Source organism: Pseudomonas knackmussii B13, from assembly GCF_000689415.1.
In the GTDB taxonomy this organism is placed as follows: domain Bacteria; phylum Pseudomonadota; class Gammaproteobacteria; order Pseudomonadales; family Pseudomonadaceae; genus Pseudomonas; species Pseudomonas knackmussii.
The window spans coordinates 3734515-3759950 of record NZ_HG322950.1 but is presented as its reverse complement, the minus strand read 5'-3'; the positions used below and the strand labels follow the sequence as shown (position 1 = coordinate 3759950).

Here is a 25436-nt window from a genome sequence, read left to right as displayed (position 1 = left end):
CCCATACGATGGCCCGATTCTTGGACTCTGGAGAGCATCATGAGGGCTAACATTGACACGGTAAGGAAATTTCCTTACCATAGTGGTGTCGCTATCAGGAGAACCACCATGCCTGCCATTCATGAAGTTGCCACGCTGACGTCCAAAGGCCAGATCACGCTGCCCAAGCCCATCCGGCAGGCGCTCGGTGTCGATGCCGGCGGCAAGCTCGCGTTCGACCTGCGGGGCAGCGAAGTCGTTGTCACCCGCGTTGACGCCGAGCACGAGGACCCCGCCATCGGCGCGTTCCTGAGCCTGCTGGCCCGCGACATCGAGGCTGGTCGGAATGTCCAGGGCCTGCCCGAGGACTTGGCTCGTGCCATGCTGGAGCATGCAGGTCATAGCGTGAACCTGGGCGAGGAGATCGACGGCGAAGTGGAACTCTGATGCAACGGCATGGCTGGGCATTGCTGTTCCACGACTGTGTGATCGAGCAGTTGCAAAAACTGCACGGAGCCGCACGGCGCGCGCAAGAGAACGACCCGGAGGGCTTCGAGTCCAACGCCAACGTCAAGCTCTTCAGGGCCTTGAATCAGTTGATATTAGATGTGGTGCCCGGTGATCCGGCACGCGACGAGTACCGCCAGGGCAACACCCTGGGGCCCGCCCACCGGCACTGGCGACGGGCCAAGATCGGAAGGCGGTTCCGGTTGTTCTTCCGGTACGACTCGAAGGCCAAGGTCATCGTGTACGCCTGGGTCAATGATGAGCAGACCTTGCGGTCTTCGGGGAGCAAGTCAGATCCCTATGCCGTGTTCGAGAAAATGCTCGGACGTGGAAATCCGCCAGACGATTGGAACGTATTGGTGCAGGCAAGCAAGCAGGATTGGAGCAAACTGGAATAGGCATTCCTCATGTAGCAGGAGACGACCATGAACACGACAACCCGCATCAGCACCGCAGAACGCCTCGGCCGCAGCGTTGGCCGTGGATGGCGCGCCTATGCGCGCGGCGAGCGAAGGTTGTCGTGTTGGCTCGCCTCCAAGGGGATGCCGCTTGCCGGGGCCACCGTGCTCGTATGGGTAGTGAAGCTGGTCGCGCTGGGATTGCTGTTCTACGCCGCGTTCTGGCTGGCGTTGGTGCTTCTGGTTGGGGTTGCCGCAGCATGGACGGCCAGCAATTCGACGGTCGATGATGATCGCTGGACGCAACCGGACGAACTGCGAAACGGCGAGGCAGGCTTTGGCCTGTATTCGTCCAGCGGTCAGCGGATCGATCCGCACGACCCGAACGATCCGTTCAACGACTGAAATGGGCGACCGATCAAAGCACCTTGCCGGTAACCTTGTTCACGCCTGATCCCGCGCTATCGCGTGCTTCCTTGGAACCGACAGCCAGGTTCTGAGCGATTACCCCGGCTTTTACTCCGACCCACCCAAGAGCTGCCACCCAGAAAGTCGGCAGGACCAAGAACATCGTGCCGGTGACGAACATCAAAAGCATGTCGCCGAAGGCATTGTTCAGCCCCACCAGCGGGTCGAAGTTGGTATGCGGCCGGTTCCAGCCAAAGCCCCACCCGTAGAGCGCATCGAGGATGGTGCTGTCGATCCAGCGTGCGAGCTGAAACCAGAAGTCCGTGAAGAACAGCGCGAACTGGACGGTGCTGACGGTGACGACCATCTTCAGGTCATAGGTGCCAACGACCAGCACTAGCGGAATGCAGATCACGAGCGCCATCTTGAGCAGCGCGAGCACCATGGGCAGTGCTTGGCGCACTACGTCCATTGCCGGGAAGGCGGCGAGAGCCCCAACCGCCAAGCCAACATCGCTGGTGGCACGGTTGACGACATTGGGCAACGTCTTGTCGATCTGACCGCCGTAGTCCGTATAGACGCTGCCTTGGTTCAATTTCTGCTGCCGCGGTGACGCGATGGCGCGGATCACGGAGTCGTCCACCTCGGCCCGGCTCAGGAATCCAGCCCAGCCCGCCAGGCGATTCAGCAGGCTCGGGTCCACTTGCCCCAGCAGCCGCGCGCGCAGTCCGTTACTGCCGTCGGACCACCACTGCTTGCAGGTCGGGTAGCCGCCACCATTGGTAACCTGCGCGAGCCCAGCATCGCGGGTGTCGTCATAGGGCCATGCCTCTCGCGCCGTACTGGAGCGGTAGCTGTCGTAGTAGCCACCTGTGTCCGTGAAAAAGCGCGAGCCGATCCAGGTCACGTCGTGCATCTGCTGCTCATCGAGATCCGGGCGCTGCATGAACAGCTTGGCGCGCGCCGGTCCATAGCAGTCCCGAGAGAAATCCGCCACTTCCTGAGCCAGCACCGGGTCGTCGATACGGGTCGCATCGATCTCCATACGCATCTGCCTCAGATCTGTGCCGCACGGGATCGCAGCCACCGAAGCGCTCGTGACGGCGCGCGAAAGCGCGTGCATGAACGCCCACCAGACCGGAACCTTCGCCGACTGGTTGTTGATGGTGCTGAAGGACTGCGACCAGCCAGTTTGCGCAGGCTGTGGCACGCTGACCTGGCACTGCGCCGAGCGCGAGCTGTCGTACTGGATAGTGCTGAGGTCGACGTCGATGAACGGAATGCCGGCGAACATCACGACCACGATGGCCACAAATACTCGGTTCTCGATGCGCGCCGCCGAGAGCACGCCCTTGTTGCCTTCGTCGGCGCCCTCCGCTCTGGCCTTGAGCCATTCCTGGATGACGATCGCCACAAAGGGCAGCGCAAACACCCCGCTGGACACCAGCACGGCCCAGATGCCGTTGTTGACGATCCAGGACACGAGGGTGAGGTAGTACTCCAGGTAGTCGGTCGTGAAAAGCGTCATGGCCTCGATCTCCCCTCAAGCGGCCTGCATCAACAGGCTGGCTTCGAGCGCCACGATGGCGACGACGCCGGCGACCTCGGCGCGGATCAGCCGACGTCGCGCCTGCGCGTTGTCTTCGCGGGCCAGCAGCCGACGGCGCATCCAGACCCATCCATAGACCGTCGCGCCGTACAGGCACAGCCGCCAGATGAAGAAATACCCTGCGGACGCCGCCAGCCAATGCTCCCAGGCCGCAACACTGCCGACCAAGTAGATGCCGGCGACGTTGGCCCCCACCGCGGCGGCCACGACCAGCACAAGCCACAGCAAGGTTTTCACCGCGCGCCGGCTGAACAGCCAGCGCGGACGCAGCCAACTGGCGTGCATCGGGCTCATGGGTTGCCTCCCGGATTGCCCTTCTGGAGCCGGTCGAGACGGTCGGGGATGGGATCGCCCTCGTAGATGCCGCGCGAGCCTGCCGCACGCGTGCCATGCCGCTGGATGATGGCCATGGGCGAGTTATTCGCCAGTTCGCGCCGTAGCTCCAGTTCGGTCTTGAGGTTGCGGATTTCGCGGTCGAGCGTATCGCTCTCCTTGTTCACGCTCTCCACCGCAAGCTCGTTGGCCGCGACGTTGGGCTCTTTCTTGCCCGTGAGCAGCGTGCGCTGTAGCAGCAGCGCCTTCTCCAGCACTGAGGACAGCGCGACCTCGGACGCCAGGCGCTGCGACAGCAGGTGCTGGTCCGGCTCGTCGCGCAGCGCCTCGATGACGCCGCGGGTGATGGGCAGCGATGCACTGCCAGCTTCGCGCAGGTTCTCGGGCGTCGTGTTCTTCGCCTTGGACACCAGATCCTGGAGCGCCTGCAGCTTGGCGTCGTACTCTTCCTGGATCAGCGGCGTCAGTCCTACGCCGGGCGTCGTCTCGGTTTTGGTGCAGGCATCGCAAGTGCGCTGTTCCTTCTCGCCGAGTACGCGCGTGGCCCACTCGACGGCGGCCTGCGGCGAGGTCCAGGTCTGGCACGAGAGGCTGCTACAACTGGTCGGTGCGATAGACGACGTATCGGTCACGCCGCGGCCGTTGACTAGGTTGTAGCCGGCGCGGGTGACATCGCCGACGACCTTAATCGCGGGCTGACCAGAGCCCCCCGCGTTGCTACCCCCGACCCACGGCACACCGTCATTGCCGCGGCGCGTTTCGGCCTGCTCGATGGCCGAGACCGCATCCGTGCTTGACACCGCATCGCGCAGCGCCAAACCTTCTGCCATCCGGCTCCAGCCGAGCTGGCCGCCCGCTGTGTCGGCCATCTTCTCGGCCATTGCGCGGCACGTCAGCTTGGAACGGTCGAAATCCAGCCGCGCTTGCAGCACGCCATTGGTGAGCAGGTTGTACAAGCCCGGGTCGGCGCGCTGAATGATCAGCGCAGGCAGGGATGCCACGGCGCTGGTGGCGCTCTGGATCACGTTCCCCATGATCTGCTGAAAGCCGTTCGTGATGCCGTTGAGCTGGTTGCGCAGAGTGGTCTGGAGGCTCATGTCGCCGCAGACGAGATTTGAGTTCCAGCCCACGCCCACGCCGATCGATTGCATTCCTGCGGCACGTCCCATGGACACTGCGCTGCCGCCACCGATGGAGTACATGACGTCATCGCCGATGACGCTGCCGCCCGTCTGGTAGCCCAGTTGGCCCCAGGCCACGCCGCTGGCCAAGGCCAGCGCACCAGCCAGCGCCAGAACGATCTTCGTGCGAGGTACACGGGGGGAGAACGGATTGAATGCAGGACGAAACTTCATGGCACCACCTCAGAGGAAATCGACGCTGCCGAGAAACACTTGGCCCCGGCGTTCGCAGCACGCATACGGCCGCCATAGCGCCCAGGCGTAATCGCCCTGCTGGGCCTGGGTCAGGGAGCCGCTGCGCGGGAAGACCGAGCAGGACGATGACAGGACGGGTGTGAGTTCCTGCCACTTGCCTGTCGAGGCATCGCCCTCCATCAGCGCGCCAGCCGGCCAGTAGCCATCGCGGGGGTTGGCAAGCAACGGCTGATAGACGTGGAGTTGCCCGCGGCGCGTGACGACATCGCCTGCGCGCTGGGCGATCACTGCGCCGGTCTTGTGGTCGTCGGTCTGGTGCAGAAAACCACCGCGGGGATACACGTTGCCCCAGAGGTTCATCGTGGTGCGTGCGCCGACCTCGCGCATGCCAGGAATCAGCGCCTCCGGGTAGGCCATCTCGGGCACGTTGTAGCGCCAGGCCAGCGTGTCCAGGGTGCTGAGCAAGTACGGCATGAACGCCGTGCCCGCACCCTCGCAGAAGTAGCCCGAGGACGACACGAACTGGTTGAACACCTCGGCGCCCGGGTGGCCGATGACGTCCGCATTCTTGAACTTGGCGAGGTTGTTTTCGTGGTCCTCGTTCGTCGTTCCGTCCCCGCCGGCTTGGGCGGATGGGTTGGGCGTGCTCATCGGCCGGACTTCGATCCAGGGGTTTTCGCCGGTGTTGCTGTAGCTGGAGACGACCGCATCGGGGATGTAGTGGCGGACCTTGATGGACGTGCGTACCGTACAGCCCGTCCAGGTACAGTAGAGCCAGTAGCAGATCCCGACGACGCGGTATTCGAGGCAGTCTGGAGATGCCACCGAGCCGACGATGGTTGCGGTGTTGAGCGCGTAGCTGCCCGTGGCGCTGAGCAGCAGCACGGACGCCACGCCAGCACGCAGGCGGCGCATCAGGTCGAATGCACGAGTCACGGCTGAGCCCTCCGGTGCTGCTGAACGCGCGCGACGGCGCGGGCCACGTCCGGCTCGCCATAGACCACGTAGCGCTGGTCCACCACGACGGCTGGGATGCTGGTGATGCCCAGGCTCCATGCGTCGGTGACGCCCTGGTATGCGGACGCAATGCGGCGCTGGAGGTCGGCACCGCCACTATTCAGCCGACGCTTGACGACGGCGGCAGCCTGTTCAGAATCGGCGGGGAGTTCGACAGAAAGCTCCGCTTCAATCCGATGCGCTTCGTCCAGCTCGATCAGCCGTTCGCCGCCCATGGTCTTGAGGGGGTGCCGGCTGTCGGTGACGACCAGCACGTCGGCGGCGAAGGTGGCCGGGCAAAAAGCGGCCAACGCCACCGGCAGCGCAACGGCCAGGCCGAGGGTTCGCCAGCGCGGCGAGAACCTGGAAAAAGAAGCTGGCATGTCGCGTGCCCCTGGAAGTTGATCAGGGCCATAGTCAAACGCGAACCGGATGCAGCCCCAACAAACAATGCGCATCACGGACACCCCGCATACCTGCTTGTCCCGCTGCGAAGAAAAACGGAGGCCGAAGCCCCCGCAGTGATCAATGAGGCGATGCGCTACAGCAGGCCGTGCTCAGCGAAGGAATAGGGGTTTCCCAGACCGACGACGATGTGGTCCAGTAGCCGAACATCGATGAGCGCCAGCGCAGCCTGCAATCGCTGGGTCAGCGCGCGATCGGCGTTCGACGGTTCGGTGGAACCCGAAGGGTGCTGGTGCGCGAAGACCACTGCGGCGGCTTTCAGCTCTAATACACGCTGTACGACGACACGCGGATAGACCGCAGTCGAATTGATCGTGCCCCTGAACAGCGGCTCGTAGGCCAACACTTGATGCATGCTGTCCAGGAACACGGCTGCGAACACTTCATTGGGCTCAGCGACCAGTTTTAAACGCAGATAATCCCGCACGGCCGCCGGTCCGCTGAGGCACGGTCCGACTTTGAAGATCCGTCTCTCCAGCAACGCGATAGCCTGCTGGATGATCCAGTCCTCATGATGGGCTGCGACGGCGGAAAGCGACTCCATGCAGGAGTCATTGACGACGAAAGACATGGCGAACCTCCGGAGGGTGAGATCGGAGGGCGCACACCCTGGGAGGGCAAGCCCTCCTGGGATAGAAACAACGGAACAAGGTGCATCCACCACCGCGCAGCGGTGATTGTTCGCGGCCAGGATGCGGAGCGAACGGGTATCGGTCAGCGCGGGCAACCGCGCCGTAGCCTTGAAGACCGAGGACTACCTGGGCATGTCGCCGACAACGTCGGCAGGCATTTCGGCGGTAGGTGTGGCGGCTGGTTCGGCAGCGGACAGCATGTCCATCGCCGACAGCAAGGCATCGCCTTCGATCGGCCCCTGCAGCAGGATGGCCTGGCCCGTCTGGCGATCAAGCAGGCGCAGCGACGGCGTGGCCGTTACACCACTTTTCGTGGCTTCCACGGCCTGGGCATGGATGACTGCATCGGCCCGCTCGCTTGCCATGCACTGTTCGACGGCCGGCGTAGATTCGGGGTAGCGCAGGCCATCGGGCAATCCCTGGCCGTCGCTGCGTGTGTGAGCATAGACCCACTCGACGGCCTGCCAGAAGGCAGCATGCCCGCCAGCTTCGGCGACGCACTCGACAAGACGCGCCTCGGCCGACGCGGCCGGCTCGTGCGCGGCCAACGGCTGGTGGTGCCATTGCAGGACCACATCGGCGTTGCGGCCGACCCAGCGCTTGAGCTGCGGGAAGTACTCCCGGCAGAATGGGCATTCGAGATCCGCATAGAGCGTCAGCGTGAAACGGCCCTCCGGGTTGCCCATCTGCCAGGGAGGCCCGGCCACCTGCGCCGTGCTGACCGGCGTCGGCGATTGCGGTGAGGATTCGCCGGGCGACCGGGACACGAGCCAGATCAGCAGCAGCGCGATCAGCGCAACCGCCAAGGCCCAAGGCCAGCGGGGCCGCCAGTGACGACGACGGAACGCCTGCACCTGTATCGGAATGGAAGGACGTTTCTGTTCCATGGCGTTCTCCGGCTTACGACAGTTCCAGGGCTGGCGACTCGATGCCGCGTGCCTGGTCGATCTTCTCGGCCACCTTGAAGGCCGCTTCCAGTTCGGTGCAGCCGTATTGCTGCATGAGCTGGTAGCGGTCGGCCTTCTCTTCGGGTTCGGTTTGCGCGAGCGCGAGGTAGAGGCTTGGCGGCACAGCGCGGAAGAGCACTTCCATGCTCTTGGAGAGGATGACGCCCTCGGTGAATTTCCCCGCCTCTTTGCGCGCCGAAAGCATCAGCGCCTTCTGCGCGGGCGAGAGTTCGCGGAACCGGGCGATCTTCTCCACCTCGTCCGGCGGCATCGACAGGCAGATCCACCACTCGATCATGTTGAGCATGGGCTCTGCGGCACGCGGCAGGTCGTCGATGTTCTGCGTCGCGAGCCAGAACCAGGCCCCCAACTTGCGCCACATCTTCGTGATCTTGACCACGTAGGGCGCGAGCAGCGGGTTCTTCGTGATGATGTGCCCTTCGTCGGTCACGTTGATGATCGGGCGGCCCAGATACTGGTCGCGCTCGGCGATGTTGTTCACCGTGCTGATCAGGCTGATGTAAGCGATGGAGAGCTGGGCGTTGTAGCCCTCACGAGCGTAGGTCGCCAGATCCACCAGCGTGATGTCGGCTTCGGGCCACGGCGTGCCGTCGCGGTCGAACATTTCGCCGTCCGTGCCTTGGCAGAACATGTCCATCGCGTCTGCCATCTCCAGCAGCCGCACGCGGCGCATCTCGGGCAGTGTCGGGTCCTGGCCCCGGGCGCGCAGCGCATTGCGCACGTCGCGCGTGAGGACCGTGCGCTTCTCGGCCACGCAGTGCTCGGCGGCGTCGAGGATGCACTGGCGGATGAGCGAGCGATCGGCCCGCGTCATCCGGGCTTCTTCCTTGTCTTCGCCGCCCGTGATCATCAAACGCGCCGTGATCTCCAGTTCGCCCAGCACGTCACGCTGTTCGTCCGCCTCCATGGCCGAGGCATCCGGTGGTAGGTCTTCATCCAGCGCATCGGCATCGAGCGTCTGCACGTCGCTTGGCGTCTCGATCAGCCGGCGCGCATCGGCGAATGGCGCGAGGCTGATGCCCGAGCCAGGTGACAGCTTGACCCGGTTTACGGTGAGGCCCAGGCGCTTGGCGAAATCGCTGAACAGGCCGAAGCTGTTGCCGGCTTCCACGATGAAGAGGCGCGGCCGGTAGATGGCCGTGACCTGGTTCAAGAGGTTGTTGAGTGTGGCGCTCTTACCGGAGCCGGTGGGACCGAACAGGAACAGATGCGCGTTCATCTGCCGGTCCAGGCGGTTGAGCGGGTCGAAGGTGATCGGCCCACCACCGCGGTTGAACATCGTGATGCCGGGGTGCCCCGTACCCTGGGCGCGGCCCCACACCGGCGACAGGTTCGCCGCGTGCTGGGCGAACATCAGTTGGGTGTACCACTTGCGCCGATCCTGGCCGGGGTTGTAGCAGCACGGTAGCCAGCGCAAGTAGCTGTTGAGCGGCGCCACCTCGTCGTCCTCGCGCACCGGCTGCAAGCCGGCATTGAGCATGACGTTCGCCAAGTCCAGCCCGCGCCGGTCCAGTTCCGCCTCGTCGCGCCCGCGCAGGTAGAACGCCAGAGTTCCCCGGTAGAGCTTATGCGCGCTGCCGATCAGCGAGCGGGCCTCCTGCACGTCCTTGAGCGTCTGCTCCGACGCCAGCGTCTCTCCCACGGCCTTCTTTGCCAGGTGGTTGAGGTCCGCTTCCAGGACATCCTGCGGTGTGGCAACCATCGTGAGACACATCAGCGTGTCTTCCGGCATCTGGTCGAACAGGGTGTTGATCGCATCGCCCTTGCGGGTTTCGCCGGTCAAGTGCCCCGTGCCGGGCGGCATGCGCAGGCGGTCGGTGATCAGCACGCGATGCGGCATGCCGTCGAAGTGCCAGGTGCCGTGCGCCACGTCGGATCGCGGCTGGCCGAAGAACAGCCGCTGGCTGAAATCACGCCCGCTCGCAAGCTCGATCTCGCCTTCCTCGGTCTCGTCAGGGTAGCGCGCGAGCGCGTAGAACCGCTCGCGGTCTTCCACGCCCGGCCCCAGCAGAGTTGGGCGCGGGTTGAACCAGCGCAAAAGCCAATCGTGAACCCCGGCCGCATCCATGCGCCGAGCCTGGATGCCAGCGTTCGCCAGCCCGCCGCACAGGCGGTCGCAGACGATATTGAGCATTTGTTCTGGCGTCTGGCCGCGGCGGCTCGCCTGTCCGGTGGCCCGGCGATAGACGACCATGCGCACGCGCCGCGTCTGACCCCGCCAGCGCAGCCGCGTGACCACCGTGTCCTCGAACAGCCCGCCCGGCTTGGCCACCGCCCGCAGGTGGTGGCCGAAGAAGCGCAAATAGAACTCCGTGAACGCCGTGCCGCGGGCGCGCGGCTGCACGTAGTCGCGCAGGGTCTGCATGTACTGGTCGAAGCTGGGCTCGTCCTGCGCGTAGAGCTGAAGCACCCAGGGGTTCTCGTCCAGTTCGTCGAACGAGTCTTGCAGCGCGTTTTCGAGCGCATCTCGGGCATGCGCGAGCCAGCCGGGTTCCCGACCTTCGGTGCCCAGCGGCACCAGCTCGTAGAAGGCCGCGACCGATTGCCCGTCCTCCAGCAGCATGGACTTCGATTGGGGCAGAAACTCCACCCAAGGCAGCAGTTCCGTGAAGGACGGCGCGACGTCGTACAGCGCCTGCTCGTCTGCCAAGGTCGCCGGCCTGCGGTCCTGGACCGCCGCGCCGGGTTCAGGGATGCCGGCCTGTCGCAAGGTCTCGACGTGGCGCTGCCAGCCGTCCGGCTGCTCGTCCTCGCCAGCGCCGGATGCGGCCAGCTTCGGCCAGGGGAGTTTCCAGCGCATCAGTAGTCCTCCACGCGCTCGCCCGGCATGGCGTACTGCACGCGCTGGTAGAGGGGGAAGACCGTCGTGTAGCCCGGAACCGGCACGGGGTCCGTGCCCGCCAGATGCGGGTACACGTACATCACCAGGTCGGGATTGGGCAGACGCTGGAACTGGCGATAGACCTCGTTGCGCGCGGTCCGCGTGTAGCGCATCTGCTCGGCGGGCGCGGCCTGCACGTCGGCGTCGGTCAGCGGCCGGCGCAGGCTCTGGCGTGCATCGAGCAATTGCCTGCGCGCCACTTGGCCGGCGCCACCGCCGCCGTCGCCGGCGTTGGTCTGCCAGATGTCCATCATTGTGCTGTCGCCGTGCGGCAGCAGCTTTTCCTTACTGGTGGCGCAGCCGCCGAGCACCGCGACGGCAAGAGCCAGCGCCAGGCCCTTATTCAAGTTCGAGAGCATGGCTTTCTCCTGCGCGGTGATCGACCTTGCGGCCTTCGGGATCGAAATCGATGGCGAGCGGCTTTTCGAGATGGACGGCGACCTTCGCGCCGGGTTGGACATAGACGGCGGCGAAGGCCTGGCCGTACAACTTGTTCACCCAATCGGCCATGTCCCGCACGCCACCGGCCAGGATGCGACCTACGGCTTCGTTGCTGGAAATGCCGACGCTGCCGATGGAACCGTCTGCGCCCACGTAGGACATCTGGCCGCTGTCGCTGTCGATAAGCGAGGCCACGCCCGCACCCGCCGCGGTGATGAGCGCCTGCGAACCGAGGTATTGCTGGGCGTTGCTGCGCCGCTCTCCACTGACGCAAGGAATGCCATACGGGTCGCTGATCCAGCCCAATCCGTCGCGCTGCTGATTGTTCTGCTGGTTGCCGTCGCGGTCTTCGGGAATCGTCCGAATGGTTCCGTCATGGAACACAAAGGTGATGCTGCGCACCTGGCCGCGCACACAAGAGAGCGTCCAGTCGCCCGAGGCAGTGCCGGAAAACACGGCGCCGGCCACATCGGGAATGTCGATGCCGTTTGCCGTGAGGTTGTCGGGGCCGACCAGGACTTTGAACGGATACGGATCGTTGACCGTGCCGTCAATCGGCACGCGGCCGATCAGCGCCGTCATAGCCACCGACCCCATCAGCGTCGAGTTGGTAGGCACCGTATAGACCGGCTTGGCGCTCTTGACGCCTGCGGCGCGGGCGCCCGCGTTCGCCACGGTTTTCGCCGTGGTTTCCAGCGTGCTCTGCGCAGGGCCGAAGCTCGTCGGAAAGCTCGTGCCGCCACCCGTGGCACGACTGCCGTTACGCCCATCAGCGGGCTTAGCGTCGTTCGGCTCGACCCAGCGCACGCCGCCTTCCATGCCTGCCTCGTCGCCGTCACGCAGTCCCAGGCCCACGGGTAGATCGGCGTGGCCGCCGCCACGCCCGCCGATGCTTTCCAAGCGCCGCTGTAGGTCGGCGAGCAGCCCCTCGGTCTGCTGGCGCTCGCTGGCCGCCTGCTGCTGGTCGCGGCGCAGGTTGGAGCGCTCGGATTCGAGGGCCGAATTGATGCGCTGGTCGATCGAGTTCTCGCGTTGGCGCAGGCGCTGGTTCTCCTCGCGCTGGGACTTGTTGTCGGACAGGACCGTCTGAAGCTCGGTGCGCAACTGCTTCACCTGCGCCACGAGCGTCGCTACGGTATCGCGGGGGGTATCGCCCTCGATGCCCAGCGCCTTCATTTCCTCCGGCGTGAGCTTGGCGCCGGCATCCGCGGCGGGAGGCGCAGACGAGCTTCCACCCGAAAACATCCGGATGGCGACGAACAGCACCAGCAGGGCCACGGGGATCATCAACCACTTCAGGAGTCCGTTACTGCGCATGGCGGGACTCCTTGCTGGCGGTGGTGGCCTCGGCTTCGGGTTGCGGCAAATGCGCGGCTGGGTCGAAGCGGTTGATCGCCGGCAGCAGCGACTGGGCAAGGCCGTGCCCGCGCGTCACCAGGTACAGCACGGTCGTGTCCTCGGGCGTTCCGCGCGGGCCGAGTGCTTCGTGCTGGAAGGTGGCGGTGAGGAAGTCGCCTTGCAGCACGCGGGGGTCGAGAGTGATCCAGCCGCCGCTGCTATTGGTCAGGCGCACGGCCGTGACCCACTGGTCTTCCAGACGCCACGACGCGAGCGCGACCGCGCGCACCGGCAGCGTCGGCATCAGCGTGCCGAGGTCGAAGTCGCGGCGCAGGTTCACCCGCATGACGCCCGGTAGCGGCTCCACAGTGCGCAGCGGTGCGTAGAGGTTTTGCGCGGCATAGCGCGTCAGCACGACCGGAACCGGGGTTTCGCGGCGCGTTGCCCGCGTGCCTGTCGGGTCCTGGGCGCGTGCCGGGGCATCGTCGGCATCGCCGGGCTGATCGCCATAGCGTGCCGGGGTGCTGTTGCCCTCGACGATGCGCACCGGCTCCAGCTCGGCTTCCCCGTCCTTGGGCGGCTCGGCCGCAATGTCCAGCAGGATCAGCGCGCCCGTGTCGGCGTCCTGCAGTTGCAGCCGTGTGGGCTCGATCGGCTCGCTGGCGCGCAGGTACACCGCGCCGCCCGCGCTCTGCACCCGTAGGCGTTCGCTGACGCCAGCGGGCACGCCGACGCGGACGTTCTTGTCGATGAACACGACGCGCTCCTGGCCGACCTTCAAGGGCACCGCCAGCGGCATGCGTTCCCAGCGCAGGATTTCCACCGCCTGGGCAGCGGAGGACATGACCACTGCGGCGGCCACGGCCAACAGCCCCGGCAGCTTGAATACAGGGTGCTTCATGGGGTGCTTCCTCCTTGGGGCGCTTGTGGAGACAGGCCGCTTGGCGCCGGGCGCGTTGGCTCCGGCGTACTGATGCGCTGGGGCGTGCCGTCGTAGCAGTCGAGCGCCAGGCCGAACGGGTTGCGCGTCGGATCGACGTCCACCCGCGTGACCTTCACGGGGTAGCGCACGAGGGCCCGCTTGACCTGCTCGGCGCCGTAGTACTCGTCGGCGGTGATGTCCAGCGTCACCACCCAGTCGCGGTCGGACACCACGCGCACGCGCGCCGTGGGGTCGTCGCCATAGCCGCGACCGGGGATTTCGTAGATGCCGCGCACGCGCTGGCGCAGCTCGCCCGTGGAGCGGCGGTAGTCGTAGTCCGCCCGCAGGTAGGCCTGGCACGACGGCGTGAGGTACGGCGAGAGCGTGTGGAGATTGCGTGCGTAGTCCTCTTCACCATTCGTCGGCCAGCGGTTGAGGGTCTGAAACACGTAGAACGTGAACGCATAGACCGATTCGGGCGGCACTTCCCACCACTTGCGGGTACTGCCGGAGCGCAGATCAGGAGGGACGTGGATGGTCAAGTCGCGCGGAGCGCTCCACCAGCCGCCGCCCATGACCAGGGCGACGATGACCAGCGCGCCAGCACCCAGGCGGAGCGTCTTGATGTGCGCCTGCAGATGGGTGATCTCGTTCTTGAAACGGCTCATCGTGACCCCCTTGCTGCAGACCTTCGGGTGGTCCAGAAGCCGGAGCGTGAGATCAGTACATGGCCGCCCACCCAGCCTGCCACCAGCGGGTGGCGCGTGGCGATGCGCCACTGGAGTTGCCGATACAGCCAGGTGTCGGGACGCCCACGCTTGAGGCGACGCAGGATGCCGCCCCCGATGAACACGCCGAAGGCCACGCCCAGCACGACGAACGTGGGTGCAAGCGCGATCGTGCGGAACACCCAGGACAGCGGCGCACCGACCAGCAGGCCGGCGGCGCCGGACAGGCCGCAGCAGATCCACAGCTCGTCGGCGGTGAGGCCGCGCACAACAACGGGATGGCGGTTGAGCCGGTGCGGAAGGAACGTGACCGTCCCGTCAGCACGGACGTGCTGCTGCTCGGACATACCAGCCTCGCCTTACAGGATGCCGGTGGCTTCGGTGAGCAGCCAGATGCCGATCACGAGCAGCACTGCGCCGATGGCGACCGTGAGGCCGAATTGGCCCCAGGTTTTGCGGCCAGTGTGGATTTCCGCGTAGGTCCCGTAGGCGTGGTAGCAGACGCCAATAAACATCGACGCCACAACCAGCAATGCCACGAGCATGATGATGTCGTAGCCGTAGTTGCGGATCGTCTCCATGATGCCGTTGCCGGTGCCACGGGTCGGGTTCTCCAACTGCGGCAAACCCTGCGCGAACGACAGCGCGGGCAGCGCGGCGATGCCCAGGGCCACGGCGGCGCGCTGGGCGAGACGGGAATTGAGGATGCGGTTTTGCATGGTCATGCCTTTCAGGTCAAGAGAGGAGGAAGAAACTCAGGACGAGGTACATCGCGACGAAGCGGATGCAGACGCCGAGGAACTGGCGCTGGTTGAGGCGGCTCTCGGACCACCCCACGTAGGCCGTTCGGATGGCCCAGACGCCCCAGACGAGCAGGACCGCGAACACGACGCCGACCAGGACGGTCGCCATCGCTGAAGGCGCGATGCCGCTGTTGGCCTGAAATGCCGAGACCTGGGCGCCGTTCATGGCTTGTTCTCCACAGTCGTCGGCAGCGATCCCTCGACGGCCCGCTCGGTGCGGTAGCCGCCGGCCAGTTCGGAGGTGTCGCGCGGCTGGGCACGCGACGGGGTAAGGTGGGCCTGGATGCCAGCGCGCATACGCGCTAGATCAGCCAGCAGCCGCGGGTAATCGAAGTGATAGCGTTCGCCCGGCTGGATGGAGGCATGCGCGGCGCTGTCGGCGACGGTGCGCTCCAGCGCGTCGAGCTGGCGCAGCGCGGCGACCAACTCCTGGCGCTGCGCCGGGGACTCGCCCAACGCCATCGGGGACTGGCCCAGCAGGAGGGCCATCACGAGAAAAGTGGGCACGCCGCGATGCGCGGCGCGCAGCCAGGTTAAAGCCACCATCGCGCCATTCCTGTGTGATCAGCAATGGCTTGATCGTGGAGATCAGCGCTGCTTTAGGCTGCAAACAATAGGAACCCGCAGATGACCGGATTCATGGGCTTTCGACACGGATTCGAGGCCCGGAAAGTGCCTATCGGCGCCGTGCTGAACTCCGGGCAGACCGATGGCGAAGATTGGGGAGAGAAATGGAGTTGGGGTACTCTTTCAGCATGGCTATTCCCCGTCCTCCACGCCTCATGCACTACAAGCTCGATGGCCGTCGCTCCGTGCCGTGCGACAGTCTCGTTGAGTGGTCTATGTGGATGGCGGAAGGCGACAGGCGTGTGGCGGAAACATGGATAGATGACGTCCGTATCTCCACGGTTTTTCTCGGCCTGGACCACAACCACGCGCTAGGCGGCGATCCCCTCTTGTTCGAGACGATGGTCTTCGTGGACGGCGAGACGCACGAGATGCGCAGGTACTTCATCTGGGAGGAAGCCGAAGCCGGCCACGCCGAGATGACCGAACTGATCAGGGCCGAAATGGAGGCGGCACAGGTTCGTGCTGCAAAGGCCTGGGAACAGGTGTACGCACGGTTGAAGGTCTGAGCATCGACTACTTCCTGCGCTGCCGGTGGCGAGCACTCACAGGTACTTTTTGAAGCTCCCCGCAGTCAGAGACACCGCCAGTCCCAGCAAGGCGGCGCTCGGCAAGAGGATCAGTAATGGGTGTACCGAGATCGGCAAGGCCAGGTACGTGACCCAGGGCAGAACGGCTATGGGCATCAGGCTGGCTTTCGCACGGTGGTAGATGAAACCCGATTCGCGGCCCGCGCCGAACCGGCGCACGTCCCTGCGCACCAAGCCGTCGATCAGGCCGACGAACGCCGCAGTGGAGATCAGCGGCAACGTGAGCACAAGGACCAGCAGGCGCACAAGGAAGGTCAGCGTCGTGAAGGCCGCGGCGATCAGGTAGTTCTCGGTCCAGACATAGACCTGGCTGATGTAATAGCGGAAGTTGCGCGTCTGCCCGTGGCTGGGCGCACGGGCACGCTCGGCGGTCTGGCTCATGCGTTCCAGCAGTCCCGAGCGCACGAATACCCATTCGTAGCCGGTGTCCACCAGCTCATGCGCCGTGCGCCCTGGCTCCCGCACGACGACGCTGCGCGTGAAGTGGTTGGACAGGTGCCCCAGCTCGTACTGCAACATCTGCTGGGAGTGACGCCAGCCCTGGTCCTTCCAGAACAGGTGCATGCCGACGCATTCCACGACGATGGAGAACAGCAGTGAGCCGATCAGCACCCCGAGCAGCCGGAACGGCAAGGTGATGGTGCCGACGATCAGGCCTTGGCGCTGGTTCTGCTCCCGCTGCGCGGTCGAGGCGGCATCCTTCATGGCGAGGCCTCGTTGCCGGCGCTGTCGTCGGTGGCCACAAGGCCAGGTTCGACCGCAGCAGCATCATCCAGCAGGTCGTCGGGCAAGGCCCCGTCCTGCAGCGCCGGGGAGCTGGTGAACTCCCACCACTGCGTGGCCTCGCTGTAGCTCTGGCGCATGTAGCCCGCGAGTTGTTGCAGATCCTGTGGCATGACCTCATCGGGGTCCGGTGCCGGCAGCGGCATGCGAACCTTCCAAAGTTGGCCGCCCTGCAACAATGCAAAACACTGGCCCTTGGGCAAGCCGACGATGTGCGACGGCTCGATCATCGGCACGCTGGACATGCTGATGCGGTCCTGAGTGTTGGACGTGAAATCCGTCGCCCCGCGAATGTCCGAGCTGTCGGTCGCGCCGCTGACGATGGTGGTCGTATAAACCTCGACCTTCGGTAGTTGCCGGGTCAGCAGTTCAGCGGTCGCGGTCTCGCGCACGCGCAGCATGAACAGGTTGTTGAAGTTGCCGATGACCTGACCGGCCTTGGCGCGGTTGCCAATGCGGGCCTCAATGTCCGAGAGGGTCTGCGTGTACGCGGTGACTTGCAGCCCGGCGCCACCACCTTTGTTGATCAGCGGAATGAACTCGTCACCCATCAACTCGTTGAACTCATCGGCATGGACGTTGATCGGCACGCGCGCGCCGGCCGAAGCGCCCGGCAGGCCATCGTCGATCCCGTGCTTGTAGATATGGCCTGCGACCGAGACGAGATCGCTGAACATCGAGTTGCCGACCGCTGCGGCGACCTCGGCATCGGACAGCGCGTCCAGGCCCACATAGACGATGGCCCGCTTCCTAATGACCTGCATCCAATCGAAGATCGGGCGCGGGTCGGCCAGGTCGGAATAGTTCGGGGCCAGGAGCTGCGCGATCTTGCCGCTCGTGAGTTTTTCCAGCAGAGGCAAGAGGCTGGCGACGATCTTGTCGAAATACGTCTTGTCGTACCGCACGGCAGAGCGCAAACCGTCCAGCACAGGGTCGTAGTTGCGGGCTTGGGACAGGTACTGCTCCAGCGCCACCACGCGCTTCTCGCGCCCGATCATGTTGCGCGGGATGTTCTTCTCGTTGAGCTTGGCCTCGATCTGGACGATCACCTCCCAGGCTTTCGGCTCCGTCTTGGCGAAGTAGTGCTGGGCGTACTCGATGAACAGCGCGTCGATGTTGATGACATGCCGCTGGATCAGCATGTAGTCCGGACGCTGCCCCAGTTCCACCAAGGCGCGGGCGATGATGTTGACGAAGCGCCAGGCAAATTCCCTGAAAGCCGCCGAGTTGCCTTCACCGGAGAGTTGCCCTGCAATGCGGGTCGCCACCTCGCTGATACGTCCAAAGCGCCCCACGGCGTTGTAGCGGGCGGAAATGTCCGGCCAGCCCAAATGGAAGACATAGAACTCGCCCTCGCGGCCCGCGCGTTGCGCCTCGACGTACATCCGCTTCAGCAGATCGGCATCCCCTTTGGGGTCGATGACGATCACGACCTCGTGCTCTCCCGCCGCGTTCTTTCGCCGGATGTCCTGGGTCACGAACAGTTCGGCCAGCCGCGTCTTGCCCACGCGGGTTGTCCCCAAGACCAATGAGTGCCCGACGCGCTCGCCGAGCGGCAGGCTGACGTCCACCTCCTCGGGTTCGATGCCGTGCAGCCGAGGCAGTCCGCCCACGGGCGGCAGCGGGCGCACTGGGTTGAAAGGCACGTCCCAGCCGGTGAGTTTCGGCAGCCGGGAAAGCGGGAACCGCGCGAACTCCAGCCGTTCCTCCAGGCGCCGCGTCAGTCGGTAGGCCGGCGTCGGCTCGACGTAGCGCCGAAACTCCGGCCGGTATGTCTGCATGAGCCTATGGGTGTGTTTCTGCTCCCACAAAAAGCCGCGCCCCACAAACAGACGTTGCTGGCTGACCGGCACGTCCTTGCTGGTCATCACGTAGCGCGGCAGGCGGCGGATGTTGCGCCGGTAGCGCAGGATGACGCGGGCATCGCGGTAGCGGATCGCGCCATAGGCCCCGAACGCCAACGCGCTGCCGACACCCATGGCGGGGCTCAGCGCGAGCGACCACGGGGCCACCAGGGACAGAAACGCGGCGCCCGCACACGCCGCGACGGTATATAGCTCCACCGCTGGGCGAAGCAGCACCTCGACCGGCTGTTTCCCCGACATGGCTTCATTGCTCGATGCCGGTGGCCGTGATCAGCGCCGGGTAGTGCCGCAGGCCCAAGCGCTCGGCCAAGTCGTCACCGGACACGGGCGCGAGGGGGACGCCGGGTGCCAGTGCGCGCAGCCGCTCCAGGCCCTGGACGGTCTCGACGTTGACCACCAGACCGACCGCGCCGCGCTCGCGCAATGAGGCTGCATGGCGGCGCAACCAGGCCTGGGAAGCCTCGTCGTCGCCCACGACCACAAAGGGACGCAGGCCCGGCGCCTCGATCACCCGCCGCGCGACGGTGCCGGACGTGAGCTTGGCGCTACGCACCGGCAGCATCGCGGCCTCGTCCGCCGGTGTGGCAGGGATCTGAGGCGCCGGGACGGGCGACCGGGCCGGAGCGTTGGCGCGCGGCTGAAGGTTCAGGGCTTCGTAGTACGGCAGCGCCGACGTGCCGCCACGGTCTTCGACCACGATCAGCGGCTCGCCGGCACGCGAGGCCAGCGGCAGACCAGCCAGCAGCACGAGCAGGCCTTTCGCCGCGAGATGGGCCAGATGGGATTTCGTCATGGGGAGGTCTCCTGGCGCGCGGCGAGGACCGCGGCGGTTGGGTGCGTGCCCTGCACGCGCGCGAGGTGGCGGGACACGCTGCGGCGATAGCGGGCAGCGGGCTCACCGCCCGCCGGACGGTGGTAGCGGCCGATCGCCAGCAACCAGTCCTCACCGGCGGTGTGCTGCTCCTTCAGAATCTCGGCAGCGATGGCGAGGTTGCGGTACGGGTCGAGCAAGTCGCACGCGCTGGCGTAACGCTGCTGTTGGTAGCCGAGGTTGATCTGACCCAGGCCCACGTCGATGCGCGTGTGCGGCGTGGAGCGCATCGCCTGCTGCAAACCGGCGCAGGCGTCGGCGCGGGTCGCGTAGCGGCGCGACTGGCCGGCGACGTTGAGGGACCAAGGCCACGGGACGATGCGTCCGTTACGCCGGATGCCGCTCTCCTGCAAGGCCACGGCGTAGAGCACCGCCGAGGGAATGCCCGCGCGCTGGGCGGCAAGCTGGTAGGCCGGTGGTGGAATTTCCTGGGCCCGGGCGGCGCAGACGCAGAGGCCAGCAGCGAGCACCAGTGCGCGCAACGGCGCCGTCAGGGTTGGCGCTGCCATTGGCCGTTCACCTCGCGCACGACCGCTGGGAGATCGCCGGGCAGGCCCAGCGACAGCCAGCGGCCGCCGTCATGGTTGAGCGTGATGCTGCCGCTGCGCACCCGTGCCGGGTCGATCTGCGCGCGCTTGGCCCAGTCGCGGATGCGCGCGTCGTCCTGGCGGCTGCCGACCATGTACAGGTCGAACTCAGTACCCGAGGATTGCAGGCGCTGCACGAGTTGCCCGCAGGCCACGCAGCCGTCCTTGACGAACACCGCCATACGGCCGCTGCTGCGCACTGCGCCGGGCTTGTCGTCAGGCAGGTTCACCCGTTGCATGCCGGGGTTCAGGCGCTGCCAGGCATCGTCGTAGGCGCGCTGGTAGGCGAGCAATTTCTCGACGCGGCGTGCTTCGACCTGCACCTGCAGTTCTGCGTAGCGCCGCCGTTCTTCATCGGTGCGGGCCTCGATGCCCAGCGCGGACAGCGGGTCCAGGTTGGGCGAGTAGATGCCCAATGGCCCGTCCATCAGCTCACGATAGCGCGCCCATTCCTGCGGTTGCAGGCCCCACTCACTTGCTACCTGGTCGTTCGGGGTTCGGGCGACCAGCGGACGCTCCTGGCTCTGCGCATTGCGGGCCGGGGCGGCGGACGGCTGCTGCGCCCAGGCGGGCAACTGGGTGGATGCCAACAGGAACGCGGAAAGGACGATCGACGGCTTCATGCGGTGTGCTCCGGTCAGGGAATCGCCACGCGACGGGTCTGGTCGCCGGACTGGAACACGGCGGTGTTTCCCTCGACCGCCTGCAAGCGCCACGGGCCGAGCGCATCACCTGGCAGCAGCACCTGAAGCTGGTCGGGCGTGAAGTCCGCGCTGCTCGGCGCGACGGATACGCTGCGCTGGCCAGCGCGCAATTCGGCGCCGACGACGCGGAACGGCATCGGCGGCGGTTCGGGCTTGGCGGCGGCCTTGCCCGATGCGCGCGGTCGTGCGGGTGCTGCGGCGCGCGGAGCGGGCGCAGCGGTCTGGCGCGCCTTGATCTGCTCAACTTCCACGCGCAGCGCCTGAAGGTCGTCGGCAGCGGCATAGCTGCTGAGCGTTTTCTCAACCTGGGCAGCGCGTGCTTCCAGGATTTGTCGGGTGTCTTTGAGGTCTGCCGCCGTTGCGACGGCCGGACGCTGCTGGATGGCCTCGATGGTCTCGGCCAGGCCCGCCGCCTGCGCTTCCAGGCGTTGCAGGCGGGAAGCGAGCTGTTCCTGGTCGGCCTGGTCGTTCATGGTCTGGTAGCCCAAGGCTACGAAGATGCTGAGGCCGATCAGCCAGAGCCACATAAGGCTCTGCACCACCACCGCAGCGGCCGGGCGCCGGGCAGACTGCGGGGCGGTCATGGCTGGCCTCCCGAAACAGAAGGCTCCAGCGGGAACGTCTGCACCGCCTCGGCGGCGGGTGACTCGGATGCGGGTTCGATGGCCGCGCTGTCGGCAGGCCGTTCGAAGCAAATCTGCCGTGCGCGATCATCCACGTGCAGTTCCCAGGCGGGGCCAGCCAGTGTGAGCAGCGCATCGCGCAAGGTCATGGGGCCGAGGTGCAAGTGCGCCGCCGGCAGCGGCAGCGCGTACAGCTCGATCACCGCGTGCGCCGTCTGGCATAGGCTGTAACCGCTGCGCTTGAGCACATGCCGCAGCCCATCGCCGACGGTGGCACGGGCATCTTCGGGCATGGACACGTCGATGGTCTGCAACAGCAGGTCCCGCTGCGCCGCCGTGGGTGCCAGCTCGACCAGCGTGTAGCGACCGTAGCGCACGACGGGGATGTACTCGGGCGCCTCGGATTCCGGCGCGGCCAAGACTTCCTCGAAGGCATCGGGCGGGGGCGGCGCAGTCGTCGTCGCGCAGCCAGCAGCCAGCACCGACCAGAGCAGGCCGAGGACTCCCGCCAGCAGGCGGCGTTCGGGATGGTGAAACCAAGGTGGAGAGGGGCACATAAGCTCGGCGTCCTGAAACATCGAGCCCTCACCATCGCCTCTCGGGCCACGAGCGGCAGCAAACAATGCGAACCAGGCAGCGCCCGATTTACCGACAGCCTCCCTCCAAAGAAAAAGGCCCCCGAAGGGGCCAGTGAAAACGCACATCGAGCGCGCTGAATCAATCCCGAGCCAGCTTCAGACCGGGATCGACCTGTGCCAGTTGGGTGTGCGACCAGCAGCGCACGAACTGGCCGTTCTCGCCGAGCGGCCGGTTCGCAACCGCCACCGAATACTCTTCGGTGTCGCTGGTGTCGTAGCAGATGACCTTGATCTCGCCGCTGTCGCAGCGGATGGAGTGGATCTGGCCGTCGGTCATATCGACCACGACAACCTGCGGAACAAGACCCAGTTCGCGGGCGGCCGACAGGATGGGGCCATATTCGGCAGCGTCGAAGCAGACGAACGGCCCCTCGTAGTGGGCTTCTTTGGCGAAGTCCTTGGCCTTGTCGTAGTGGATACCCAGGTCGTATTCCTCCTGGGTGATCCTGACCTTGAAGACCGGCACGTCGGGGCTGCCGGAGGCACCGATGCAGGCGACCGCGACTTGCATCTCGATCTCACCGCCGTCGGCAGGTTCGGTCGAGGGGATGACGGCTCGGCCCGTGAGGGCGTCGTCGTCCATGCCCATGCGCTCGCGCATCTCGTCGGTGAATGCCTCGGGGGCCATCAGGCCATAGCGTGCCAGGCGCATGGGAATGTCCTCGGCACCGAGGTTGCCGTCCTCGATGCGCTGTTGCATGAAAGCGGCGATCTCGGCTTCCAGGGTTTCGCGGTCGGCAGCCGAAGGCACCTCGGATACATCGATCGACCAGGCGTCCACTTCCACGGCGGTCTCGTCGGTCAGCAAACCCTCGCCGATGGCGCGTTCGCACATGCGTTCCAGCCGAGCCAGCACTTCAGGCGCGGCCTCGCCGTTGAGCAGATAGGTCACGTCTAGCGTCAGGCGAGCATTGACGGTTTCGGGCGTGGCTTGGATATGGGTGTTCATGAAACTCTCCTTGGGATAGGAAAAGCGCAGCCACGTCCACGGAGACCGTGGGCGTGGCTGCAAGTTGGGAATAACAAGAAACCGGCGGCGCTAGGCCGGCGTTGGCGTGGGGATCAGGCGGCGACTAGTTGCCGGGCCAGTGCGACCTCGACGGAATCACCGTCTTGGTTGAGCACATCCAGCCCGGATTCGGGCACGTCGCCCGAGGTGGACTGCGAGACCATGATCTTCTTGGCCATCAGTTCAAGGCAGGTCATCTGCGAGGAACCGGCGTAGCCGAGGTAGATCACGCGCACGTGCAGTTTCTGCCCGATGCGCCATGAGCGGCGTGCCGCCTGCTGGAGCGAATACACGTTGTAGCCCGACTGCATGAACACGATCGTCGGAAACTCCAACAGGTCCAGTCCCGTTTTCACAAGCTCGGGGTTGGTGATGAGCACGTCGATGCCACGGTCCAACTGCTCGGCGATCCAGTCCTCGCGGCGGCTGGCGTCCACGCTCGCGCGTAGCACCGCGACCTTGAAGCCTTCCTGCTCCAGCAGCATCTTCAGACGCGACGTGGTGTCGCGTGTGCCGGTATAGACCGTGTAGGCCAAGACCTTCCGGCCCTGCGCCTTCTCTTCCTTGCAGATGTCGATCAGCTCGCGCTCTTTCGGCGTCACCTCGAACTCGTTGAACTGAGCCGGGACGAACGCCAAGGTGTTGCGCGTGCGCGGATGCACCACGGTCTCCGACCTGAAGCAGCAGTCCGGCCAGGCCAGCAGCACGTTGAGCACCACACCCAGCAGCGTCGTGTCGCGTCGCGCCAGAGCCTGTTTCAGCTCCGCGGTCAGCCGACCCGCCAGGTCACGGTAGGCCGCGGCTTGCGCCACGTCCATCTGGACTTCACGAAACTGTTCGTCATACGGCGGCAGGACGTTGCCACCGATGTCCTTGAGCTTGAGGAAAATCGTGAACGGCAGGATGCACCGCAAGACCCCTTTCGGCCCGAAGCCGGGAGCCTTGACCGTGCGCACCGATACCTTGGTGCCCCTGGCCGTCTTGTGCGCCGTGCCGGCGCTTTCGGAGTAAATGTCCTTGAGGACCCCGTGGTCCCTCATGAACGCCATCGCGGCCGAGGTCATGCTCCCGCTCGTGGTCGGGCGGTAGCCGTCTTCGATCATCCGCCCAGGCAAGGCGCGGAACAGCAGATAGAAAAGATCGTCCCCGTATCCGCCCATCAGCGTGCCGGTCAGCAGCAAGGTCTTGCGAGCCTTCGCCGCCAGCACGCCCATGGCCTGGCCTTGGGCGCTACCGCCGTTCTTGTACTCGTGCGCCTCGTCGGCGATGAGCAGGTCGAACGTGCCTTGTGGCAGGTAGCGCTTGATGAACTCGGACGGCTGGTAGCCACCCTCACCGAATCCAAACTCCATGTTGGCCATCGCACGTTCCATGCGCGTGGCCTGACGATCGGAAAAAACCAGCTCGCCGTTGCCATCCATGAGGTTGATGAACTCGTGGATGTTGTCGCCCAGCATCGACGCCAGGAACCCGTCGCCGAACTTCTGCATCAGCTTCTGCGCGGTGACTTCCCCGATGGTCGGGATGCGCTTGAGGGCTTTCAGCACTGCCGAGGACTGGTCGCTGCCGGACAGGCTGCGCGGGCGGATCAGCGTCCACAGGGGCGCGGCGCAATGGCTGCACTTCCTGCGGTATTCCTCGGCTTGGAGCGCCACCGGGTTGACCGGCTCGCCGTCGAGGTCGGTGATGACCGTACCGCAGTCAGGGCACGCTGCCACGTCGCCATGGCGAGTGCGCCGCGTGGTGAAGACAGGCTTCCAGTGGAATCCCATCCGCATCCTGACGCGCCCCAGGACAAAGAACTCCTGGCCCGTGGGCTGCACACCCATCTGCTCGCGCAGCTTGATGAGCTTGACCAGCGTGTCCGGGCCGTTGAGCACCCAGACCTTGGCGCCTGCCACCGTCTCTTGGATCTCGCGCCGCCACTTGTAAACCAAATGAGGTGGCGAAAGAACTAAGGTTCGGCGGTAGCCTTCGGCGTTGAGGACGGCGGCCGTGGCGATGCCGACGGTCGTCTTGCCGCAGCCCATTTCGCCATTGACGATCGCGGCGCGCTCGCCACGGTCGATCAGCAGCTCGGCGGCGGCATGGACGACTTCGGCCTGGGCCTGGAACAGCTTGCGCTTGAGGCTGGCGACGATGAGTTGCCGGTGCGCCTGCGGCTCGCCGGAATAGACCGGCGGGTTGGCGCTGTTGAGGGCGTCGAGCAGTTCGTCGCCGAACTCACCGACGAAATCCTGAAGGCTCAGGGTCAGTGGGGAAGATTCCGCGTCGAGCAGTTCGCCCTGTACGGACGTGGCTTCGGCGGTGGTGGTTTCGAGATCGAGGGACATGGTGATGCTCCAAAGAAAATGG

At 65.6% G+C, this 25436-nt stretch carries 29 protein-coding genes; 4 read left to right on the top strand and 25 right to left on the bottom strand.

Features of this window, described 5'->3' with window-relative positions; translation table 11 throughout:
* The first annotated feature begins 108 nt into the window (after positions 1–108).
* Genes PKB_RS17670 through PKB_RS17660 form a run of 3 tightly spaced genes read left to right on the top strand, consistent with a single transcriptional unit; the run spans position 109 to position 1289 of the window.
* Entirely contained in the window at positions 109–426 is a 318-nt protein-coding gene (locus tag PKB_RS17670) for a type II toxin-antitoxin system PrlF family antitoxin (protein WP_003290252.1), read from the top strand.
* Positions 426–884: a type II toxin-antitoxin system YhaV family toxin gene (locus PKB_RS17665; protein WP_011489315.1), complete on the top strand. Its 459-nt coding sequence runs from the start codon at positions 426–428 to the stop codon at positions 882–884. The genes PKB_RS17670 and PKB_RS17665 overlap by 1 nt, the downstream gene beginning before the upstream one ends.
* Positions 885–911: 27 nt before the next feature.
* Positions 912–1289, top strand: coding sequence for a DUF3742 family protein (locus PKB_RS17660; protein ID WP_011489314.1), 378 nt, complete (start codon positions 912–914; stop codon positions 1287–1289).
* Positions 1290–1302: 13 nt separating this feature from the next.
* On the opposite strand, the gene PKB_RS17655 is transcribed toward PKB_RS17660, so the two are convergent.
* The 16 genes from PKB_RS17655 to PKB_RS17580 form a co-directional block, all read right to left on the bottom strand.
* Positions 1303–2820, bottom strand: a complete 1518-nt coding sequence (locus PKB_RS17655; protein WP_011489313.1) for a conjugal transfer protein TraG N-terminal domain-containing protein — start codon at positions 2818–2820, stop codon at positions 1303–1305.
* Positions 2821–2835: 15 nt separating this feature from the next.
* Positions 2836–3195 carry a hypothetical protein gene (locus PKB_RS17650; protein ID WP_011489312.1) on the bottom strand — a complete coding sequence of 120 codons (360 nt, stop codon included), beginning with the start codon at positions 3193–3195 and terminating at the stop codon, positions 2836–2838.
* Positions 3192–4589 (bottom strand): integrating conjugative element protein, encoded by a 1398-nt coding sequence (locus tag PKB_RS17645; RefSeq protein WP_011489311.1) that lies wholly within the window; start codon positions 4587–4589, stop codon positions 3192–3194. Before PKB_RS17645 ends, PKB_RS17650 begins: the two co-directional genes overlap by 4 nt.
* A gap of 9 nt (positions 4590–4598) precedes the next feature.
* The gene (locus PKB_RS17640) at positions 4599–5525 is read right to left on the bottom strand and encodes a TIGR03756 family integrating conjugative element protein (RefSeq protein WP_247747968.1); all 927 of its coding nucleotides are present in this window, start codon (positions 5523–5525) and stop codon (positions 4599–4601) included.
* A gap of 17 nt (positions 5526–5542) precedes the next feature.
* The gene (locus PKB_RS17635) at positions 5543–5989 is read right to left on the bottom strand and encodes a TIGR03757 family integrating conjugative element protein (protein WP_011489309.1); all 447 of its coding nucleotides are present in this window, start codon (positions 5987–5989) and stop codon (positions 5543–5545) included.
* A gap of 158 nt (positions 5990–6147) precedes the next feature.
* Positions 6148–6642: a JAB domain-containing protein gene (locus tag PKB_RS17630; protein ID WP_011489308.1), complete on the bottom strand. Its 495-nt coding sequence runs from the start codon at positions 6640–6642 to the stop codon at positions 6148–6150.
* 183 nt (positions 6643–6825) lie between these two features.
* Positions 6826–7590 (bottom strand): DsbA family protein, encoded by a 765-nt coding sequence (locus PKB_RS17625; protein ID WP_011489307.1) that lies wholly within the window; start codon positions 7588–7590, stop codon positions 6826–6828.
* Positions 7591–7603: 13 nt separating this feature from the next.
* On the bottom strand, positions 7604–10471 hold the full coding sequence (locus PKB_RS17620; protein WP_011489306.1) for a conjugative transfer ATPase: 2868 nt from the start codon (positions 10469–10471) through the stop codon (positions 7604–7606).
* Positions 10471–10911, bottom strand: a complete 441-nt coding sequence (locus tag PKB_RS17615) for a TIGR03751 family conjugal transfer lipoprotein (RefSeq protein ID WP_003290235.1) — start codon at positions 10909–10911, stop codon at positions 10471–10473. The genes PKB_RS17620 and PKB_RS17615 overlap by 1 nt, the downstream gene beginning before the upstream one ends.
* Positions 10892–12310: a TIGR03752 family integrating conjugative element protein gene (locus tag PKB_RS17610; RefSeq protein ID WP_011489305.1), complete on the bottom strand. Its 1419-nt coding sequence runs from the start codon at positions 12308–12310 to the stop codon at positions 10892–10894. Before PKB_RS17610 ends, PKB_RS17615 begins: the two co-directional genes overlap by 20 nt.
* Positions 12300–13232: a TIGR03749 family integrating conjugative element protein gene (locus PKB_RS17605; protein ID WP_003290231.1), complete on the bottom strand. Its 933-nt coding sequence runs from the start codon at positions 13230–13232 to the stop codon at positions 12300–12302. Before PKB_RS17605 ends, PKB_RS17610 begins: the two co-directional genes overlap by 11 nt.
* Entirely contained in the window at positions 13229–13921 is a 693-nt protein-coding gene (locus tag PKB_RS17600) for a PFL_4703 family integrating conjugative element protein (RefSeq protein WP_003460319.1), read from the bottom strand. Before PKB_RS17600 ends, PKB_RS17605 begins: the two co-directional genes overlap by 4 nt.
* Positions 13918–14328 (bottom strand): TIGR03750 family conjugal transfer protein, encoded by a 411-nt coding sequence (locus PKB_RS17595; RefSeq protein WP_003290229.1) that lies wholly within the window; start codon positions 14326–14328, stop codon positions 13918–13920. The genes PKB_RS17600 and PKB_RS17595 overlap by 4 nt, the downstream gene beginning before the upstream one ends.
* Positions 14329–14340: 12 nt before the next feature.
* Complete coding sequence (locus PKB_RS17590) at positions 14341–14700, bottom strand: TIGR03745 family integrating conjugative element membrane protein (RefSeq protein WP_003290228.1); 360 nt, start codon at positions 14698–14700, stop codon at positions 14341–14343.
* Positions 14701–14716: 16 nt separating this feature from the next.
* A complete protein-coding gene (locus PKB_RS17585; RefSeq protein ID WP_003050225.1) occupies positions 14717–14950 on the bottom strand; it encodes a TIGR03758 family integrating conjugative element protein in 234 nt (77 codons plus the stop codon).
* The gene (locus tag PKB_RS17580) at positions 14947–15330 is read right to left on the bottom strand and encodes an integrative conjugative element protein, RAQPRD family (protein ID WP_011489303.1); all 384 of its coding nucleotides are present in this window, start codon (positions 15328–15330) and stop codon (positions 14947–14949) included. Before PKB_RS17580 ends, PKB_RS17585 begins: the two co-directional genes overlap by 4 nt.
* A 209-nt stretch (positions 15331–15539) precedes the next feature.
* On the opposite strand from PKB_RS17580, the gene PKB_RS17575 reads away from it, so the two are divergent.
* On the top strand, positions 15540–15920 hold the full coding sequence (locus PKB_RS17575) for a hypothetical protein (RefSeq protein WP_234421387.1): 381 nt from the start codon (positions 15540–15542) through the stop codon (positions 15918–15920).
* A 36-nt stretch (positions 15921–15956) separates the two neighbouring features.
* Here PKB_RS17575 and PKB_RS17570 read toward each other — a convergent pair whose 3' ends face one another.
* The 9 genes from PKB_RS17570 to PKB_RS17530 all read right to left on the bottom strand — a co-directional run bounded on the left by PKB_RS17570 (position 15957) and on the right by PKB_RS17530 (position 25414).
* A complete protein-coding gene (locus PKB_RS17570) occupies positions 15957–16706 on the bottom strand; it encodes a TIGR03747 family integrating conjugative element membrane protein (RefSeq protein WP_043253131.1) in 750 nt (249 codons plus the stop codon).
* The gene (gene traD / locus PKB_RS17565; protein ID WP_003290220.1) at positions 16703–18889 is read right to left on the bottom strand and encodes a type IV conjugative transfer system coupling protein TraD; all 2187 of its coding nucleotides are present in this window, start codon (positions 18887–18889) and stop codon (positions 16703–16705) included. The genes PKB_RS17570 and traD overlap by 4 nt, the downstream gene beginning before the upstream one ends.
* A 4-nt stretch (positions 18890–18893) precedes the next feature.
* Complete coding sequence (locus PKB_RS17560) at positions 18894–19442, bottom strand: integrating conjugative element protein (RefSeq protein ID WP_003460312.1); 549 nt, start codon at positions 19440–19442, stop codon at positions 18894–18896.
* On the bottom strand, positions 19439–20029 hold the full coding sequence (locus PKB_RS17555; protein ID WP_011489301.1) for a transglycosylase SLT domain-containing protein: 591 nt from the start codon (positions 20027–20029) through the stop codon (positions 19439–19441). The genes PKB_RS17560 and PKB_RS17555 overlap by 4 nt, the downstream gene beginning before the upstream one ends.
* Positions 20011–20730: a TIGR03759 family integrating conjugative element protein gene (locus tag PKB_RS17550; RefSeq protein WP_003290214.1), complete on the bottom strand. Its 720-nt coding sequence runs from the start codon at positions 20728–20730 to the stop codon at positions 20011–20013. Before PKB_RS17550 ends, PKB_RS17555 begins: the two co-directional genes overlap by 19 nt.
* 14 nt (positions 20731–20744) lie before the next feature.
* Positions 20745–21395, bottom strand: a complete 651-nt coding sequence (locus PKB_RS17545; protein WP_011489300.1) for a hypothetical protein — start codon at positions 21393–21395, stop codon at positions 20745–20747.
* Positions 21392–21991: a PFGI-1 class ICE element type IV pilus protein PilL2 gene (gene pilL2, locus PKB_RS17540; protein WP_011489299.1), complete on the bottom strand. Its 600-nt coding sequence runs from the start codon at positions 21989–21991 to the stop codon at positions 21392–21394. Before pilL2 ends, PKB_RS17545 begins: the two co-directional genes overlap by 4 nt.
* Before the next feature lie 160 nt (positions 21992–22151).
* Positions 22152–23021 (bottom strand): hypothetical protein, encoded by an 870-nt coding sequence (locus tag PKB_RS17535; RefSeq protein ID WP_011489298.1) that lies wholly within the window; start codon positions 23019–23021, stop codon positions 22152–22154.
* Positions 23022–23134: 113 nt separating this feature from the next.
* A complete protein-coding gene (locus PKB_RS17530) occupies positions 23135–25414 on the bottom strand; it encodes a helicase-related protein (protein WP_038457552.1) in 2280 nt (759 codons plus the stop codon).
* Between the last annotated feature and the right edge of the window lie 22 nt (positions 25415–25436).

Excerpts from the sequence above, each read along its gene's own strand:
- PKB_RS17670 (WP_003290252.1), top strand. The coding sequence starts at position 109 with ATGCCTGCCATTCATGAAGTTGCCACGCTGACGTCCAAAGGCCAGATC.
- PKB_RS17665 (WP_011489315.1), top strand. The coding sequence starts at position 426 with ATGCAACGGCATGGCTGGGCATTGCTGTTCCACGACTGTGTGATCGAG.
- PKB_RS17660 (WP_011489314.1), top strand. The coding sequence starts at position 912 with ATGAACACGACAACCCGCATCAGCACCGCAGAACGCCTCGGCCGCAGC.
- PKB_RS17655 (WP_011489313.1), bottom strand. The coding sequence starts at position 2,820 with ATGACGCTTTTCACGACCGACTACCTGGAGTACTACCTCACCCTCGTG.
- PKB_RS17650 (WP_011489312.1), bottom strand. The coding sequence starts at position 3,195 with ATGAGCCCGATGCACGCCAGTTGGCTGCGTCCGCGCTGGCTGTTCAGC.
- PKB_RS17645 (WP_011489311.1), bottom strand. The coding sequence starts at position 4,589 with ATGAAGTTTCGTCCTGCATTCAATCCGTTCTCCCCCCGTGTACCTCGC.
- PKB_RS17640 (WP_247747968.1), bottom strand. The coding sequence starts at position 5,525 with ATGCGCCGCCTGCGTGCTGGCGTGGCGTCCGTGCTGCTGCTCAGCGCC.
- PKB_RS17635 (WP_011489309.1), bottom strand. The coding sequence starts at position 5,989 with ATGCCAGCTTCTTTTTCCAGGTTCTCGCCGCGCTGGCGAACCCTCGGC.
- PKB_RS17630 (WP_011489308.1), bottom strand. The coding sequence starts at position 6,642 with ATGTCTTTCGTCGTCAATGACTCCTGCATGGAGTCGCTTTCCGCCGTC.
- PKB_RS17625 (WP_011489307.1), bottom strand. The coding sequence starts at position 7,590 with ATGGAACAGAAACGTCCTTCCATTCCGATACAGGTGCAGGCGTTCCGT.
- PKB_RS17620 (WP_011489306.1), bottom strand. The coding sequence starts at position 10,471 with ATGCGCTGGAAACTCCCCTGGCCGAAGCTGGCCGCATCCGGCGCTGGC.
- PKB_RS17615 (WP_003290235.1), bottom strand. The coding sequence starts at position 10,911 with ATGCTCTCGAACTTGAATAAGGGCCTGGCGCTGGCTCTTGCCGTCGCG.
- PKB_RS17610 (WP_011489305.1), bottom strand. The coding sequence starts at position 12,310 with ATGCGCAGTAACGGACTCCTGAAGTGGTTGATGATCCCCGTGGCCCTG.
- PKB_RS17605 (WP_003290231.1), bottom strand. The coding sequence starts at position 13,232 with ATGAAGCACCCTGTATTCAAGCTGCCGGGGCTGTTGGCCGTGGCCGCC.
- PKB_RS17600 (WP_003460319.1), bottom strand. The coding sequence starts at position 13,921 with ATGAGCCGTTTCAAGAACGAGATCACCCATCTGCAGGCGCACATCAAG.
- PKB_RS17595 (WP_003290229.1), bottom strand. The coding sequence starts at position 14,328 with ATGTCCGAGCAGCAGCACGTCCGTGCTGACGGGACGGTCACGTTCCTT.
- PKB_RS17590 (WP_003290228.1), bottom strand. The coding sequence starts at position 14,700 with ATGCAAAACCGCATCCTCAATTCCCGTCTCGCCCAGCGCGCCGCCGTG.
- PKB_RS17585 (WP_003050225.1), bottom strand. The coding sequence starts at position 14,950 with ATGAACGGCGCCCAGGTCTCGGCATTTCAGGCCAACAGCGGCATCGCG.
- PKB_RS17580 (WP_011489303.1), bottom strand. The coding sequence starts at position 15,330 with ATGGTGGCTTTAACCTGGCTGCGCGCCGCGCATCGCGGCGTGCCCACT.
- PKB_RS17575 (WP_234421387.1), top strand. The coding sequence starts at position 15,540 with ATGGCTATTCCCCGTCCTCCACGCCTCATGCACTACAAGCTCGATGGC.
- PKB_RS17570 (WP_043253131.1), bottom strand. The coding sequence starts at position 16,706 with ATGAAGGATGCCGCCTCGACCGCGCAGCGGGAGCAGAACCAGCGCCAA.
- traD (WP_003290220.1), bottom strand. The coding sequence starts at position 18,889 with ATGTCGGGGAAACAGCCGGTCGAGGTGCTGCTTCGCCCAGCGGTGGAG.
- PKB_RS17560 (WP_003460312.1), bottom strand. The coding sequence starts at position 19,442 with ATGACGAAATCCCATCTGGCCCATCTCGCGGCGAAAGGCCTGCTCGTG.
- PKB_RS17555 (WP_011489301.1), bottom strand. The coding sequence starts at position 20,029 with ATGGCAGCGCCAACCCTGACGGCGCCGTTGCGCGCACTGGTGCTCGCT.
- PKB_RS17550 (WP_003290214.1), bottom strand. The coding sequence starts at position 20,730 with ATGAAGCCGTCGATCGTCCTTTCCGCGTTCCTGTTGGCATCCACCCAG.
- PKB_RS17545 (WP_011489300.1), bottom strand. The coding sequence starts at position 21,395 with ATGACCGCCCCGCAGTCTGCCCGGCGCCCGGCCGCTGCGGTGGTGGTG.
- pilL2 (WP_011489299.1), bottom strand. The coding sequence starts at position 21,991 with ATGTGCCCCTCTCCACCTTGGTTTCACCATCCCGAACGCCGCCTGCTG.
- PKB_RS17535 (WP_011489298.1), bottom strand. The coding sequence starts at position 23,021 with ATGAACACCCATATCCAAGCCACGCCCGAAACCGTCAATGCTCGCCTG.
- PKB_RS17530 (WP_038457552.1), bottom strand. The coding sequence starts at position 25,414 with ATGTCCCTCGATCTCGAAACCACCACCGCCGAAGCCACGTCCGTACAG.